This is a genomic window from Paenibacillus sp. TSA_86.1, assembly GCF_052691815.1.
In genome coordinates, this window is the sequence record NZ_JBQZGE010000025.1 from 8,768 (window position 1) to 27,758 (window position 18,991).

Below are 18,991 nucleotides of genomic sequence, written 5' to 3' on the forward strand. Positions count from 1 at the left end.
TCTAAAACGGGAGTGTGTCGATGTGAGAGAGAATGCCAACAAGCAATATGGATTAACGCAAGCCCAGCGCCGAATATGGTTCATGGAGATTATGAATCCGGGTACGTCCATCACGATGCTTTCTGCTACCTACCAAATTACGGGTGAGATCGACACACAGCTTCTGGAGCAAGCGGCGACAGAGATCGTGAAAACCTATGATGCTTTCCGAATTCGCCTTAGTGGGGATGTACAAAATCCAACGCAGTGGTTTGAAGAGCCGGAGAATGTGCAAGCAAGAATAAGCCGACTCGAAATAGACAATACCGAACAATTTTATGCATGGGTGAATGAATTAAGCGAAAAGCCGGCTAGTGTGTTCGATGAACACCTTCACCAATTTACGATGATCCTTTTTGCGAACGGCCAGGTATGGCTTAATTTGACGATAAATCATATCATCGCTGACGGTTTGTCTGTTAATGCTTTGCTGCATGCAGTAATGGAAAAATATCTGGAACTGCGTACAGACAAAGACAGAGGCAAAGACGAAGGCGAAAATAAAGGTATCTCGGGAAGTGGCCAGGCCCCTTCCTATCTGGATTATATCTCTGCGGAGTATGATTATGAGCATTCGGCGCGTTATCAAAAAGGTAAGGAATACTGGCTGAAGAAGTACAACACTTTGCCTGAAACGACCGGTATTAAATCGGTTCCGCCATTCTCTATCGGCAGCGAATCCAATACAATTGCCATCACTTTGGACGGTTCCCGGTATGAACGCATTCTGGCCTTCAGTGAACAACATCAGGTCAGCTTATATACATTATTTTTGTCCGCGATGTACGCCTTATTGTACAAACTGACCGATAGCACCGATGTTCCAGTCGGCACGGTTTTTGCCAATCGGACCAGCAAGAAGGAAAAAGAAACCATAGGTATGTTCGTCAGCACCGTAGCTACACGCATTCATCTAAATCCAGACGAGCATGTGCTTTCCTTGATTCACAAGGTTGCCAAGAAAAATACAGCGGATCTTCGGTATCAAAAGTATCCTTATAATCAGTTAATTCAAGATTTGCGCGAACAACACGGCCGAAACGATCTATCGGAACTGTTCCGTACGTCTCTGGAATATCTTCCTCTGAAAATTGAGGAATACGAAGAAATCAAAGTACGTCTGGAAGCTCACTTCGCTAGGCATGAAATGGATGATTTATTGCTGCGCTTCGACCATATGTTGAATGAAGGCCATGTCATTCTCCATGCTTCCTATCGTACTGGCTTGTTTGAGACGACCGAGATTGATCGAATTATTGAACAGTATGTAACTGTTCTGGATCAGTTTGTTCAGAAGCCGGAACTCGCGGTGCGCGAAATTTCCCTGCTGAGTGATGAGGAGAGACAGCGTATTCTTCACGTGTTTAACCCTTCGGTGGCAAAACTGAACGAAGGCGAAGCATTCCATCGGTATGTTGAAAAGTTTGCCCGGGTAACTCCGGATCATCCGGCAGTAGTTTATATGAACGAACAGCTGACCTATAGCGAATTGAATGAACGCGCCGATCGGCTGGCTGTTCTCCTTCGCGAACAGGGCGTGGGAAGGGAAACGATTACAGGTATTTGGGCGGAACGTTCGGTGGAGCTGCTGGTCGGAGTGCTCGCCGTTTGGAAAGCTGGCGGAGCCTACGTACCGCTGGATCCTGATTATCCTGCGGAGCGGATTGAATTCATGCTCGGTGATAGCGATGCTTCGGTGCTGCTTACGCAGCGCCATCTGTTGGAGCGTGCTGGAGGCTGGTTAGCCGATGAGCGTCTGAAGCTTCAAGCTATCTATGCACTGGACGATGAAGAGATTTATAACGGACAGGCTTTAAGGGGGGAATTTGAATCTACTGATAGTGCACCGGAAGACCTGGCTTATGTAATTTACACCTCGGGAACGACAGGACGCCCGAAAGGTGTCATGATCGAGCACGGTAGCCTCCTAAATACGGCTGATGCGTACCGTCGTGAATATCGGTTGGATCAGTTCCCGGTGCGGCTGCTGCAGCTGGCCAGTTTCTCGTTTGATGTATTTGTCGGAGACATCGCGCGTACGTTGTATAACGGAGGCACGATGGTGATTGTGCCGAAGGATGACCGAATTGATCCGAGTCGTTTACATGGCTTGATTCGGGATCAAAACATTACGGTATTTGAATCAACGCCCGCGCTCATCCTGCCGTTCATGCAGCATATTTATGATGAAGGGCTGGATGTTAGCTCCATGCAGTTGTTGATTACCAGCTCGGACGCTTGCAGTGTTACCGATTACCGTACACTGCAGGAAAGATTCGGCAGACAATTCCGCATCATTAACAGCTACGGTGTTACCGAAGCGGCCATTGACAGCAGCTTTTACGATGAGCCGCTGGATAAACTGCCGTCATCGGGTCATGTGCCGATTGGAAAATCTTGGCTGAATGCCAGATTTTACATTGTTGATGCTGCGTTAAATCCAGTACCTGTAGGGGTTCCGGGCGAACTTGTCATCGGCGGCTCAGGGGTTGCGCGCGGGTACTGGAACCGTCCGGATTTAACTGCCGAGAAGTTTGTGGACAGCCCTTTTGTGCCGGGTGAACGTCTGTACCGGACAGGCGATTTGGCTCGCTGGCTGGAAGACGGCAATGTCGACTTCATTGGCCGGATCGACTATCAGGTGAAGATTCGCGGGTTCCGAATTGAACTTGGCGAAATTGAAACAGCTCTACTTCGTTTCCCGGGCGTCAAGCAGGCTGTAGTGACCGACCGTATGGATGAGCAGGGGCAAAAGTATTTATGCGGTTACGTGGCAAGTGACGCCTCCTTGCAGCCCAGCGATCTACTGCTGCAATTGAAGCAAGATTTGCCGGCCCATATGATCCCGGCACGGCTGGTGTCTCTGGATAAGCTTCCGCTCACGCCGAATGGAAAAATTGATCGTAAAGCGCTCCCTGAACCGACCGGAACGTTGGAAGTAGGCCATGAGTATGTGGCTCCGCGTACCACGCTGGAAACAAGACTTGCGCTCATTTGGCAGCAGGTGCTAGGTATTACGCGAGTTGGAGTCCATGACGATTTCTTTGAGCTGGGTGGTCATTCCTTGCGAGCCTCCTCGCTAGTTTCGAAGATTCGGAGAGAGTTGCAAGTCGAGGTTCCACTGCGTGACGTTTTCCGTTATACGACGATAGGGCAGCTTGCTCAAAGAATCAGCGGGTTAAGGCAGCAGGAAGCGTATGAGATTACGAAGGCGGCCGAGGCCAAGTACTATCCAGTTTCATCGGAGCAAAAGCGTCTGTATGTATTGCGCCAGCTTAACGGAGCTGAGCGCAGCTACAATATGTCTGCGGCGCTTCTTCTCGAAGGGGTGTTGGATCATAAGCGCGTCCAGCAAGCGTTCCGGGCACTGATTCAGCGCCATGAGACGCTGCGTACCGGGATCGAACAGGTTCAAGGCGAGCTTGTGCAGCACATCTATGATGAGGTGGAGTTTGCTGTAGATTTTCTCCAGGCGAGCGAACAGGAAGTGGATCAAGTAGTAGAAGCCTATTATCGCCCGTTTGATCTGACCAAACCACCTCTTCTCCGCATCGGCCTGATCGAAGTTGCCGAGGATCGCCATATTCTGTTGTTTGATATGCATCATATCGTCTCAGATGGCATTTCGACTGCATTGCTTTTCGACGAGTTCAGCCGCCTGTATCGGGGCGAGGAGCTGGCTCCACTGCATATTCAATACAAAGATTATGCTGTTTGGCAGCAGTCTGAATCTTACGGGCAACTAATTCAGCCGCAGAAGGAGTATTGGCTGCAAGAGTTGTCGGGCGAGCTGCCGGTCTTGGAGCTGCCAACGGACTTCCCGCGGCCTGCGGTGCAAAGTTTTGACGGCCGCACCGTGAAGTTTTATATCGGAAAAGAGCGGACGGAGAAGCTGAAAGAGCTGGCTGCACGGACAGGCACGACCCTGTATATGGTGCTGCTATCGGCTTACTCCATCCTGATGCATAAATACTCTGGTCAGGAAGATCTGATCGTGGGAACTCCCATTGCGGGAAGAACGCAGGAAGAAGTGCAGCCGATCGTGGGCATGTTTATCAACACGCTGGCTATCCGCAGTCGTCCGGAGCGTTCCAAGTCGTTCCTTTCGTACCTTGAAGAAATTAAAGACATCACGCTTGGGGCTTTCGAACACCAAAATTATCTGTTCGAAGATTTGGTGGAGAGTCTTCATATTTCGCGTGCGACCGGCCGGAATCCAATCTTTGATACGTTCTTCTCCTTGCAAAATACGGAGAACGAGCAAATTGTTATCGAGGGGCTGGAGCAATCGTTTTATCCGCTGGAAAACCGAACGTCCAAATTCGAGCTGCTTTTGGATATTTCGGATCTAGACGGTCAGCTTGAGTGCCGGTTGGAGTATGCTACAGCTTTGTATAAACAGGAGACGGCTGAACGATTCGCCAGACATTACGACAAGTTGCTCGAAACTATTGCAGAGACACCGGGCGGAAATATTGCCTCGCTTGAAATGCTCAAGGAGGAGGAAATCGACGAGCTGGTGCGTGGTTTCAATCACTCGCAGGCAGACTACCCGCGTCAGCAGACGATTCATGGCTTGTTCGAAGAAAAGGCAGAGCTTTACCCAAATAACGTAGCCGTCGTCATGAATGAGCGGGAGCTAACTTACCGCGAGCTGAACGAGAGATCCAACCGGCTTGCGCGGAAGCTGCGGGAGGCAGGAGTCCACGCGGATCAACTGGTAGCGATTTTGGCTGAACGTTCGCTTGATATGGTCGTCGGCATACTGGCGATCCTCAAAGCGGGCGGGGCCTACGTGCCTGTCGATCCCGACTACCCGGAGGAGCGCATCCGTTTCATGATCGAGGATTCGGGCGCACCGTTATTGCTTATTCAACAGCATCTGCACGAGAAGACCGACTTTGCAGGAACGCGCCTCGAATTAGATGGTTTCGTTTGGGATGAGAGCGGAGCGGCCTCCGCAGATGCTCTGCACGCTTCGAACCTGGAGCCGATTTCCTGGCCGAGCAATTTGGCTTATGTCATCTACACGTCGGGAACGACCGGCAGACCGAAAGGGACGTTGATCGAGCATAAAAACGTTGTACGTCTCCTGTTCAACGACAAGAATCTGTTCGACTTTGGTGCATCTGATACGTGGACGTTGTTCCACTCGTTCTGTTTTGATTTTTCCGTCTGGGAAATGTATGGAGCTTTGTTGTACGGAGGAAAGTTGGTCATCGTACCCCCACTTACTGCGAAGAATCCGGCTGATTTTCTGGCGCTGTTAGGCCGTGAACAGGTCACGATTTTGAATCAGACGCCAACGTACTTCTATCAGCTGCAGCGTGAGGCCTTATCGGATCATCCATATGATTTGCGTATTCGCAACGTCATCTTCGGGGGGGAAGCACTCAGTCCGTTGTTGCTCAAGGGTTTCAAGACCAAGTACCCGGAGACGAAGCTAATTAACATGTACGGCATTACCGAGACAACGGTTCACGTGACGTATAAGGAGATTACGTGGGTTGAGATGGAGGCGGCAAAGAGCAATATCGGTAAGCCGATCCCAACCCTGAGCGTGTATGTTCTGGATGAGAATCGTCGTCCTGTGCCCATCGGCGTTGCAGGCGAGATGTATGTGGCCGGAGAAGGTCTGGCGCGAGGATACCTGAACCGACCGGATCTAACGGCGGAGAAGTTTGTTGATTCCCCGTTTGCGGAGGGGGAGAAACTGTACCGCTCGGGTGACTTGGCTGCTTGGTTGCCAGACGGCAACATCGAATACCTGGGCCGGATTGACCATCAGGTGAAAATCCGCGGGTACCGGATCGAGCTGGACGAAATCGAGACACAGCTTCTGAATGTCGAAGGCGTGGAAGAAGCAGTGGTGCTTGCTCGTGAGGACGGTGGGGGCGAAAAGGCGCTTGTTGCTTATTATGTTGCGAACCGCATGCTGACGGTCAGCGAGATGAGAAACTCGCTAGCTCAGGAAATGCCAGGATATATGATCCCGTCATACTTCGTGCAGATGGAGCGTATGCCGCTCACGTCGAACGGTAAGGTGGATCGTAAAGCGCTACCAGAGCCGCAAGACGGCATGGAAACGGGCGTTGAATTTGTAGCGCCACGTAACCGTACAGAGGCTCAGCTTGTGAAGATCTGGGAGGATGTACTGGGTTACTCTGGTATTGGTATCCTGAACAATTTCTTTGAGCTTGGAGGCCACTCCTTGCGTGCCACAAGCCTTGTCAGCAAGATTCGGAAGGAAATGAATGTCGAACTTCCGCTGCGTGATGTGTTCCGCTATATGACGGTAGAGTCGATGGCCAAGGCTATTGCCAGTTTGGAAGAATCGCAACATATCTCGATTCCGAAAGCGGAAGAGAAAGCGTACTATCCGGTTTCCTCCGCTCAAAAAAGATTGTACGTCCTGCACCAGTTGGATAGCTTGGAGCTGAATTACAATCTCCCAAGCGCCTTGCAATTGGAAGGCACTTTGAACGAGGCCAGAGTCGAACAAGCATTGAATGCTTTGGTGGCCCGCCATGACATGCTGCGTACCGGTTTTGAGATCGTGGACGGGGAGCCGGTTCAGCATATTTTTCCGCTCATTGCTTTCAAGATCGAGAAGGTTCAAGCGAGTGAAGATCAGCTTGCGGCTATTCTTGAAGGTTTTATTCAGCCGTTTGACTTGACTCAGCCACCTTTGCTGCGTGCCCTGTTAATCGAACTGGAGACAGAAAAGTTCTTGCTTGCGCTGGATATTCATCATATTGCTTCCGATGGCCTCTCTATGGATGTGCTTCTACGCGAATTCGTGCGGCTTTACAATGGAGAAGAATTGCCAGAACTACGGATCCAATATAAGGATTATGCCGTTTGGCAGCAATCCGAGGAGCAGCGCCAGCGCATTAAACAACAGGAGGAATACTGGCACGGGGTATTCCGGTCAGAGCTTCCCGTTCTTGAACTGCCTCTCGACTTCTCCCGTCCGGCCGTTCAGCAGTTTGACGGTCAAACGCTCACGTTTACGCTGGATGCGGAGAAAAGTGAAGCTCTTAAACGGCTTGCTGGTGATTCGGGGTCAACGCTGTATATGCTTCTGCTCGCCGCATATTCCGTATTGCTTCATAAATATGCGGGACAGGAAGATATCGTGGTCGGCACACCGATCGCTGCTCGTTCTCACGCGGATCTGCAGCCGATTATCGGTATGTTTGTCAATACGCTGGCTCTTCGCTTGGAACCAGTTGCGGAGCAAACGTTTATGGAGTATTTACAGAAAGTGAAGGAAACGACGCTTGGAGCCTACGAACACCAGGATTATCCGTTCGAAGAACTGGTGGAAGCTCTTCAGGTGAGCCGGGACTTAAGCCGGAATCCGCTGTTTGATACGATGTTTTCATTGCAAAAGCACGAAAGCCTGGATTTAACCCTGGAAGGTCTGCAATGGTCGCTGTTTGATATCGAGGAAAAAACAGCAAAGTTTGATCTTAGCTTGGATATTGTAGAAGCGGGTAACGAATTGGTTTGCAAGGTTGAGTATGCTACTTCGTTGTTTAGACAGGAAACGATGGTGAGGCTAACAGGTCATTACGAGCAGCTTTTGGCGTCGATCCTGGCTCAGCCGAGTTCGCGGATTTCGGACTTGGATATCCTGATGGACAGCGAAAAACATGATCTGCTGGTCGGTTTTGACGTATCGTCTTCGGCCCTTGCGAAGCAATCCGCCCCGGAGGCTACAGGTCCGGAAGCTCATGAGTCGTGGAGAGAGAGAACGTTCCACGAGCTGTTCGAGGAGCAGGTAAAACGCACTCCGGGAGCGTTGGCGGTTGTCTACCAAGACAACAAGCTGACGTATGCGGAGCTGAACGCCAAAGCGAATCATCTGGCATATGTACTACGGGCGCACGGTGTGAAGCCGGAGCAGGTGGTTGGCATTCTGGCCGGTCGCTCGGCGGAGTTATTGATCGGGGTACTCGCCGTATGGAAAGCGGGCGGCGCTTATGTACCGCTTGATCCCGACTATCCGGGGGAGCGGATCGAGTATATGCTCTCGGACAGTGGGGCATCGGTGTTGCTCACACAAACCTGCCTGTTGGAGCAGGCGGAAGCTTGGCGCAAAGATGGAACTCTAGCGCTGCAAACGGTGCTTGCACTTGATGATACAGCGACGTATAGCCTCGGAGTATCTGAAACGGCTGTGAGCTTACAAGCTGTAGGTGAAGTAGGCGCAGCGGAGGAGGATTTGGCACAAGCGGAGATGGTTGCAGCGGAAACGTCTGTCACGGCAGAAACCGAGCAAAGCGCACTATCGGCAGATTTCGTATCGAATCCGGCGAATGTGAACAAGCCAGGCGATTTGGCTTACGTTATCTACACCTCCGGTACGACGGGCCGTCCGAAGGGCGTGGCGGTGGAACACCGCAGCTTGATGAATACGGCGGCGGGATACCGCCGGAACTACCGTTTGGATCAGTTCCCGGTGCGGCTGCTGCAGCTCGCGAGCTTCTCGTTTGATGTGTTCGTCGGCGACATTGCGCGGACGCTTTACAACGGTGGAACCATGGTCATTGTGCCGAAAGACGACCGGATTGACCCAACCCGACTCTACGGCTGGATTCATGATTACGCCGTGACTGTGTTTGAATCAACCCCGGCGCTGATCGTGCCGTTCATGGAGCATGTGTACGCCGAGGGTCTGGATCTCAGTTCGATGGAGTTGCTGATTACAAGCTCGGATGCGTGTAGCGTAGCGGATTACCGCAACCTGCAGGAGCGCTTCGGCTCGCAGTTCCGTATTATTAACAGCTATGGCGTAACAGAGGCTGCAATTGATTCGAGCTACTATGACGAGCCGCTGGAACAGTTGCCGAAGACAGGCAGTGTGCCGATTGGGAAAGCATGGCTGAACGCCAAGTTCTACATTGTGGATGCGAATCTGAAGCCGGTGCCTATTGGAGTTCTCGGCGAGCTGGTGATCGGCGGGGCGGGGGTGGCCCGTGGTTACTTGAACCGCCCGGATTTAACAGCAGAGAAATTTGTAGACAGCCCGTTCGCCGATGGAGAGCGGCTGTACCGGACAGGTGACTTGGCGCGCTGGATGCGGGACGGTAACGTGGACTTCATCGGCCGGATCGACAACCAGGTGAAAATTCGCGGTTATCGAATCGAGCTTGGTGAGATTGAAGCGGCCATGAAAAATGTTGCTAACGTGCGTCAGACCCTTGTCGTTGATCGGACGGACGAGCGGGGGCAGAAATATTTGTGCGGGTATGTCGTAGCGGATTCCAGCTTTGATCTGGAGGAGCTTGTGGCCCATCTGGACACTGTGTTGCCTTCCCATATGGTGCCTTCGCGTATTATGCGCCTGGATCAGATGCCACTTACGCCGAACGGCAAGATCGACCGCAAAGCGCTGCCTGTACCGGAAGGAGGCATTCGCGCCGAGGCTGCATACACGGCGCCTCGTACTCCTGCTGAGCAAGCCCTTGCGTCGGTCTGGCAGTCCGTGCTGGGTGTGGATCAGGTTGGCACGATGGACAATTTCTTTGCGCTCGGCGGCGATTCAATCAAGGCTTTGCAAGTATCGTCCCGTCTTTTGCAAACGGGGTACAAGCTGGTCATGAAAGATTTGTTCCATTATCCAACGATCTCTGCCCTTAGTTTGCAGCTGCGAACGGCGGAGAGAACGGCAAGTCAGGCCGAAGTGACAGGGGAGGTCATCTTAACTCCGATTCAGCGCTGGTTTTTTGAACAAAATCCGGCCGATGTGCATCACAGCAATCAGGCGTTCATGCAATTCTCCCAGCATGGCTATGACGAAGGTGCCTTACGCCAAGCGGTGCGTCAGCTTGTCATACATCATGATGCTCTTCGTGCGGTTTACCGCCAAAGCGAGAACGGCTATACCGCTTGGAACCGCGGCGCCGGGGAGAACGAAGTTCTGTTCGATCTGGAAGTTGTCGATTTCAAGGGAACTCGTAACGTGAAAGAAGCGGTAGAAGCTAAGGCGAATGACATTCAAGCGAGCATTGATCTGGAAAACGGCCCGCTTGTAAAGCTCGGCTTGTTCCGCTGTGATGACGGCGACCACTTGCTCATCGCGATTCATCACTTGGTCGTAGACGGTGTATCCTGGCGGATTCTTCTTGAGGATTTTGCTACTGGCTATGAGCAGGCACAGCAAGGGCAACCGATCCGTCTGCCGCTCAAAACGGATTCCTTCCAAACGTGGGCTAAACAGCTTGCTGATTATGCGAGCGGCTCGACGATGGAAATCGAAAGAGAGTATTGGCAGCATATCGAGCAATCGAGCTGTGAGCCACTGCCGAAAGATTTTGAACAAGGCAAATCCAAGCTTCAGAACAGCGGGCTCGTGACCGTTCGCTGGTCGGCGGAGGAAACGCAGCAGCTGTTGAAGCAGGCACACCGTGCCTACCATACGGAAATGAACGATCTACTGCTTGCCGCGCTTGGTCTCGCGGTAAAAGAGTGGAGCGGTCTGGACCGCGTTCTGGTAAATCTCGAAGGCCACGGCCGGGAAGAACTATTGCCGGAAGTAGACATTACGCGCACAGTAGGCTGGTTTACAAGTCAGTTCCCTGTCGTTCTCGAGCCTGGCCATGCTCAGGCACTCGGTCATCAGGTGAAACAGGTGAAAGAAAGCTTGTGCGGTATCCCGAACAAAGGGATCGGCTACGGCATTCTGCGTTATATGTCGACACTGCGTGAAAACGAGCGCTTTGTTTTGGAACCAGAGATCAGTTTTAACTATTTGGGTCAGTTCGACCAGGATTACGAAAGCAGCGGTTCACAGCCGTCTCCGTTTAGTCCAGGCTCTGATTCAAGCCCAAATGCAGTGATGGATTTTGTCCTTGATATCAACGGGATGGTATCGGAAGGAATATTGGAACTCACGATCCGTTATGGGGAAACTCAGTATCAACGGGATACGGTAGAACGTCTGAGCACACTGCTTCATTCGAGTTTGCTTGAAGTCATCCGTCATTGCGTATCCAAAGAACGGCCGGAGCTTACGCCTAGTGACGTACTGCTTCAAGATGTGACGGTGGAGGAACTGGATCGATTGGCTGAACAAACGGCGGCACTAGGTGAACTGGAGAATGTATACACCTTGACTCCTTTACAAAAAGGGATGTTGTTCCACAGCTTACTGGATGCAGATTCGGAGGCTTACTTCGAACAGGTGACCTTCGATCTGTACGGTAGCCTCAATGTTGAAGCTTTCACAAAAGGATTGGATACGCTGGTGCAGCGGAATGAGGCGTTACGAACCAATTTTATTACCGGCTGGAGAGACGAGCCCGTTCAAGTGGTATTCCGCGAGCGGAAGTGTGAAGTGTACTTCGAAGATATTCGCTTCGCAAGCGACGAAGACCCGGAGAAGAGAATAGCCGATTTTGTCAGCGCAGATAAAGCGAACAAGTTCGATTTGGCTCGAGACTCTCTGATGCGTGTTACCGTTTTGCGTACGGGGGATGAATCCTATCATGTGATCTGGAGTCACCATCACATTTTGATGGACGGCTGGTGCATGTCTTTCATGATTAAGGAAGTGTTCGACACTTACTTCGCGTTTCAGGAGAATTGTACGGCGGAGCTTGCTCCGGTTACTTCATACTCCCGGTATATCGAATGGCTGGAAGCTCAAGATGCTGCGAAAGCTTCACATTACTGGTCAGACTATTTGGCAGGTTACGATCAGCAGACCAAGCTACCCCAGGAGAAAACGCAGCTGAAGCAGGGCGCTTTTGAAGCAGCTGAAATCGATGTGGAGCTCAGCAAGGAACTGACGGGGCAAATTGAGCGGGTAGCACGCCAGCAGCAGGTGACACTTAATACGTTCATGCAGACCATATGGGGACTGGTTTTGCAGATATACAACAACAGTGAAGATGTCGTGTTCGGCTCGGTCGTATCTGGTCGTCCGGCGGAAATTCCGGGCATCGAAAGTATGATCGGCCTGTTTATTAATACGATCCCGGTTCGTATTCAAGGCAAAGCCGAGGAAGCTGTAGCCGATATCTTGAGAAAAACCCAGGATCAAGCGCTGGCATCGGGAGCTTACGAAACGTTCCCGCTGTTCGAAATTCAGTCGCTGAGTGAGCAAAAGCGCGACTTGATCAACCATATTATGGTCTTTGAAAATTACCCGATGGAAGAACAGATCGAACAGGTCGTCGGCGGAGATAAAGAAGCGCTGAAAATCGCTAATATCCAGTCACCGGAGCAAACGAACTATGACCTGGACATTACCGTCATTCCGGAAGAGCATATTTTGCTGCGGTTTACGTACAATGCGCTGACGTACAGAGAGGAAGACATCAAGGCGATCCACAGTCATTTTGCCCGGGCACTGGAGCAAGTCGCGGCTAACCCGAACATGCGTGTAAATCAGTTGGAGCTTTTGACTGCGGCGGAAAAAGAGCAAATTCTTGGCGCATTTAACCCGGCGCAGGCGGAAGCAGCTCCTGTAGCCACGTTCCACCGGCTATTCGAGGAACAGGCGGAGCGTACACCGGGAGAGACTGCAGTCGTGTACGAGAATGACAGGCTAACGTATACGGAGCTGAACGAGCGGGCAAACCGTTTGTCGGCTACACTTCATGCAAGCGGCATTGGCCGGGAGACAATCGTTGGTATTCTTGCCGAGCGTTCCGTAGATTTGTTGGTAGCCGTGCTGGCCGTCTGGAAAGCAGGGGGGGCCTATGTACCGCTTGACCCGGATTATCCGGCAGACCGCGTGAGGTTCATGTTGGAGGACAGCGGAGCCAAGGTGTTGTTGACGCAAACACCGCTGCGGGGGCGTGCTGAAGCCTGGCTTGGTGAAGAGGAACTTGCACTGGAAGCGGTGCTGTACCTTGATGATGAAGCGTCGTACAGCGAGGAGCGGGCAAATGCTCCGATCAGCTCTGGTATAGGTTCGAACTTTGCCTCCGGTAAGGTTTCCAGCACGCTAAAAGGTGCTGTGAACGATGGCGATGCGAGTCATCCAGATGTTAATGAGGATGCTGAGGAGGACAGCTTCCATGAAGCCCGTCCGGAGGATTTGGCTTACGTGATCTATACATCGGGAACAACGGGCAAGCCGAAGGGCGTGATGATCGAGCACCGCAGTCTGGTGAACACGGCCGCGGGATACCGTCGGGAATACCGGTTAGATCAGTTCCCGGTGCGGTTGTTGCAGCTCGCCAGTTTCTCGTTTGATGTGTTCGTGGGCGATATTGCACGCACGCTGTACAACGGAGGCACAATGGTGATTGTACCGAAGGACGACCGGATTGATCCGTCTCGTCTGCACCACTGGATCGAGCGGGAGCAGGTGACGATCTTCGAATCGACGCCAGCGCTGATTGTGCCGTTTATGGAATATGTGCATGAGCAGGGGCTGGATATGAGTGGGATGGAGCTGTTGATTACAAGCTCGGACAGCTGCAGCGTCGCAGATTACCGAACCTTGCAGGAACGCTATGGCTCGGTGTTCCGGATCATCAATGCTTATGGTGTAACGGAAGCGGCGATTGATTCCAGTTTCTTCGATGAGCCACTGGAAATGTTGCCTCAGACAGGACATGTACCTATCGGCAAAGCATGGTTAAATGCGAAGTTTTACATCGTGGATGCGCATATGAACCTGGTGCCAGTTGGTGTGTTAGGTGAGCTGGTTATCGGCGGAGTTGGAGTCGCTCGCGGGTACTTGAACCGTCCAGAGCTGAGCGAAGAGAAGTTCGTAAATAGCCCGTTCGCCGAGGGCGAGCGACTGTACCGCACGGGAGATTTAGCTCGTTGGATGGAGGATGGCAACGTGGATTTCATTGGCCGAATCGACAACCAGGCGAAAATCCGGGGATACCGGATCGAGACAGGCGAGGTTGAAGCGAAGCTGCTCAGTATTAGTGCCGTGAAGGAAGCTGTCGTTGTTGTGAGGGAAGATCAGGAAGGTCAGAAAGCGTTGTGCGCATATTATACAGCCGAAGAAGGTTTGACTGCGCTTGACTTGAAGCGGGCTATTGCCAGCGAGTTACCAGGGTACATGATCCCGTCATATTTCATGGAGCTGGAGTACCTGCCTCTGACGCCAAATGGAAAGATTGACCGTAAGGCATTGCCGGCGCCGGAAGCGGGAGCAGGCGGAGGATATGGATACGTGGCGCCGCGTACCGAACTGGAGGTGAAACTGGCTGCCATATGGCAGGAGGTGCTTGTTCGTGACAAGGCTGTTAGCGTAACGGACAACTTCTTCGATCTCGGCGGACACTCTCTGCGAGCGACGACGCTTGTTAGCAAAATGCATAAAGAACTAGGCATTGAATTCCCTCTTCGTGACGTGTTCAATTACTCGACGGTTGAGGAAATGGCTATGGCTATGGAGCAACTGGAGATCGGATCGTTTACATCTATTCCTGCTGCGGAACCAAGCGAGTATTATCCGCTCTCTTCGGCTCAGAAACGTCTCTATATCTTGAATCAGCTGGAAGGAGGCGAGCTGAGCTACAACATCCCAGGAGCTATGTTGCTTGAGGGAGATCTCGACCGACAGCGGTTTGAAGAAGCGTTCCGCGGGCTTGTAGCTCGGCATGAAACATTGCGTACCGGCTTTGAGATGGTTAATGGCGAAGCCGTTCAGCGGATTTATGAAGAAGCTGTCTTCCAGGTGGAATATGTGCGGATCAGCGAGGAGCAAACGGAAGAAACGGTGCGCCAATTCATTCGTGCTTTTGATCTGGCTCAGCCCCCCCTTCTGCGTGTAGGCCTTGCCGAACTAGCGCCGGATCGGCACATTCTGATGTTTGATACGCATCATATCGTATCTGATGGCGTTTCGATGGACGTACTGATTGAGGAATTCGTACTCCTGTACAGTGCGGAACCGCTCGAACCACTCCGTATTCAGTACAAAGATTATGCGGTATGGCAACAATCGGACGAGCAGAAAGCGCTGCTTGCCAAACAGGAAGCCTACTGGCTCGATATGTTCAACGGAGAGCTGCCTGTTTTGGAATTGCCGACGGACTATCCGCGCCCGGCGATGCAGAGCTACGAGGGTCGTACACTGCAACTGTTTATGAACAGCGAGAAAAGCGAAGGTCTGAAACGGCTTGCTGCTGAGAACGGTGCAACACTTTACATGGTTCTGCTTGCTGGCTATACCATACTACTGCAAAAATATACAGGGCAAGAAGACGTCGTGGTAGGTACGCCGATTGCGGGAAGAAATCATAACGATGTTCAGCCGTTGATCGGGATGTTTGTTAATACCCTGGCCATTCGTAGTTATCCGGCTGCCAGCAAAACATTCCTTGACTACCTGAATGAAATCAAGGCGGCAACCCTCGGCGCTTTTGAACATCAGAATTATCCGTTTGAGGAACTGGTGGATAAGGTAAACGTGGTTCGCGATTTAAGCCGCAATCCGCTGTTTGATACGATGTTTGCTTTGCAGAATACAGAGAATGTGGAAATCCAGCTTCCCGGACTCCATTTGTCGACATATGCCAGCGAAGAAATTGTTTCGAAATTTGATCTAAGCCTGGACGTCACAGAGATTGAAGACGGTTTGGAATACTTGTTTGAATACGCCACGGCTCTTTATAAAACCGAAACCGTGGAGCAATTGGCAGCTCACTATTTGGAACTGCTTGAATCGATTCTCCATAACCCATCGGCAACCATTGCCGAGTTGAACTTGCTCACGGCAGAGGAAAAAGAAATTCTCGGCGCGTTTAACCCTACGCGACCTGAAGCGGAGGCTGTTCCTGCGGCTGCGTTCCACCGTTTGTTCGAGGAACAGGCAGAGCGCACGCCGGGAGATGCAGCCGTTGTATACGAGAACGACAGGCTGACGTATGCGGAGCTGAACGAGCAGGCAAACCGTCTGGCGGCTACGCTACGCACAAGCGGCATCGGCCGGGAGTCAATCGTTGGCATTCTTACCGAGCGCTCGGTGGACTTGTTGGTGGCCGTACTGGCTGTCTGGAAAGCGGGCGGGGCGTATGTACCACTCGACCCGGATTATCCGGCAGACCGTGTACGTTTCATGCTGGAAGACAGCGGAGCGAAGGTGCTACTGACGCAAAAGCTACTGCGAGAACGTGCTGAAGCCTGGCTCGTTGAAGAAGAACTGGCGCTGGCGAAGGTACTTTATCTGGACGACGAGGAATCGTATAGCGATGAGCGGGCAAATTCATCGATGGAATCGGGTATAGTTGCAGGCATGAACAGCTTCCATGAAGCACGTCCAGAGGATCTGGCGTATGTAATCTATACATCGGGAACGACGGGCAAGCCCAAGGGCGTGATGATCGAGCACCGCAGTCTGGTGAACACGGCAGCGGGATACCGCAGGGAATACCGTTTAGATCAGTTCCCTGTGCGGCTGCTACAGCTCGCCAGCTTCTCGTTTGATGTGTTCGTGGGCGATATTGCGCGCACGCTGTACAACGGAGGCACAATGGTAATTGTGCCGAAGGACGACCGGATTGATCCGTCTCGTCTGCACCACTGGATTGAGCGGGAGCAGGTGACCATCTTCGAATCGACGCCGGCGCTGATCGTGCCATTTATGGAATATGTGCATGAGCAGGGGCTGGATATGAGTGGGATGGAGCTGTTGATTACAAGCTCGGACAGCTGCAGCGTAGCGGATTACCGAACTTTGCAGGAACGCTATGGCTCGGTGTTCCGGATCATCAACGCCTACGGCGTGACGGAAGCGGCGATTGACACCAGTTTCTACGATGAACCGTTGACGATGCTGCCGCAGACTGGACATGTGCCAATCGGCAAAGCATGGCTGAATGCGCAGTTTTACATTGTGGATGCACATCTGAATCCGGTGCCCGTGGGTGTACTTGGCGAGTTGGTTATCGGCGGAGTTGGCGTGGCACGCGGGTACTTGAATCGTCCGGACCTCACAGAAGAGAAATTCGTAGATAGTCCGTTCGCCGAGGGCGAGAGACTGTACCGAACGGGAGATTCAGCTCGTTGGATGAAAGACGGAAACGTGGACTTTATCGGTCGGATCGACAACCAGGCGAAAATTCGGGGGTATCGGATAGAAACGGGCGAGGTCGAAGCGATGATGCTGAGTGTAAGTGGCGTGAAGGAAACGGTTGTTGTTGTCAGGGAAGATCAGGAAGGTCAAAAAGCATTGTGCGCTTATTATACAGCGGAAGAAGGCTTGACTGCGCTCGACTTGAAGCGGGCTATTGCGAGCGAGCTGCCAGGATACATGATTCCGTCATATTTCATGGAGCTGGAGCGATTGCCTTTGACGCCGAATGGGAAAATCGACCGGAAGGCGCTGCCGGCGCCGGAAGGGGGAGCAAGTGCAGGACGCGAATACGTGGCACCGCGCACCGAGTTAGAAGCGAAACTGGTTGCCATTTGGCAGGATGTGCTCGGTTCGGTCAAGGTTGGCGTAACGGACAACTTCTTCGACCTAGGTGGGCATTCTCTGCGAGCAACGACGCTGGTAAGCAAGGTGCACAAGGAGTTAAGCGTAAACCTGCCGCTGCGTGATGTGTTTCGGCATGTAACCATCGAATCGATGGCCGAAGCAATCAGCCAATTGGAGCGTCAGGAACACCTCTCCATTCCGGTGCTGGATAGGAGGGAGTACTATCCGCTTTCCTCCGTACAGAAACGGTTGTACATCCAGCAACAGATGGAAGGTGCTGAGCTTAGCTATAATATGTCTGGCATGACGGTTCTCGTCGGGCGACTGGAAAGGAAGCAATTCGAAGCGGCACTCAAAGGGCTAATTGCTCGTCATGAAATTTTGCGAACGGGCTTCGACATGGTAGGCGGTGAACCTGTACAACGGATTTATCGGGACTTGGAGTTTGCCGTCGAGTATACGAAAGCGACGGAGAGTGAAACCAGGAGCATCGCAGACAGCTTTGTGCGTGTCTTTGATTTGGAGCGGCCGCCGCTACTGCGTGTGGGTATAGTTGAATGGGAAGCAGAACGGCATCTGCTCATGTTGGACATTCATCATATCGTCACGGATGGTATATCGATGGGCATCATCGTTGAAGAGCTGTTGCGCCTGTATAACGGTGAAACGTTGGAACCACTTCGCATTCAATACAAAGAATTTGCTGACTGGCAGCAGTCCAAACCTGTACAAGAGCGGCTGAAACATCAGGAAGCCTACTGGCTGGATATGCTGGAAGGTGAACTGCCAACGCTTGAACTGCCTACGGACTTTGTCAGACCAGCCACTCGCAGCTTTGAGGGAGATGTACTTTCTTTCAGCATCGATAAGCTAATGACTGACAACTTGCAGCGCATTGCTGATGAGAATGGTGCTACCCTGTATATGGTATTGTCGGCCGCCTATTCCATCCTGCTCAGCAAGTACTCTGGACAAGATGATTTCATTGTAGGTACGCCGGTTTCCGGTCGCACGCACGCTGACCTGGAGCCGCTCATCGGAATGTTTGTCAACACATTGGCTATTCGCCATTATCCATCCGGGGAGAAGACATTCCTCACGTACTTGAACGAAGTCAAGGAAACCATGCTGGGGGCCTACGATCATCAGGATTATCCGTTCGAGGAGCTTGTGAAAAAGCTGCAGGTGCCGCGAGATCAAAGTCGCAATCCTGTATTCGATGTTATGTTTGCTCTGGAAACAAAGGAAGATAACGTTCAAAGTTTCGGAGAGATCCAGATCGAATCATATCCGGAAACGCATGCGGTGTCCCAATTTGATCTTACCTTGATCATTTCGTTGCTGGATGAGGGAATGAACGGGCAGTTTGAATATGCCACCAAGTTGTTCACACGCAATCTGATCGACAATTTTGCGCAAGACCTGCTCATGATCATCAGTCAGGTTTGCGAACAGCCTTCTATACTATTGGAGGATATTTCCTTGAATGGACAATCCGAACAGGAGCAAGATGAGCTAGAGGTCATTGATATTATGTTCTAATCCATT

Annotated in this window: 1 protein-coding gene; it reads left to right on the forward strand. The window is 51.9% G+C overall.

Features of this window, described 5'->3' with window-relative positions:
- Positions 1 to 22: 22 nt before the first annotated feature.
- Positions 23 to 18,985 (forward strand): non-ribosomal peptide synthase/polyketide synthase, encoded by an 18,963-nt coding sequence (locus tag ACUTVW_RS26205; protein WP_445648412.1) that lies wholly within the window; start codon positions 23 to 25, stop codon positions 18,983 to 18,985.
- Positions 18,986 to 18,991 lie beyond the last annotated feature (6 nt).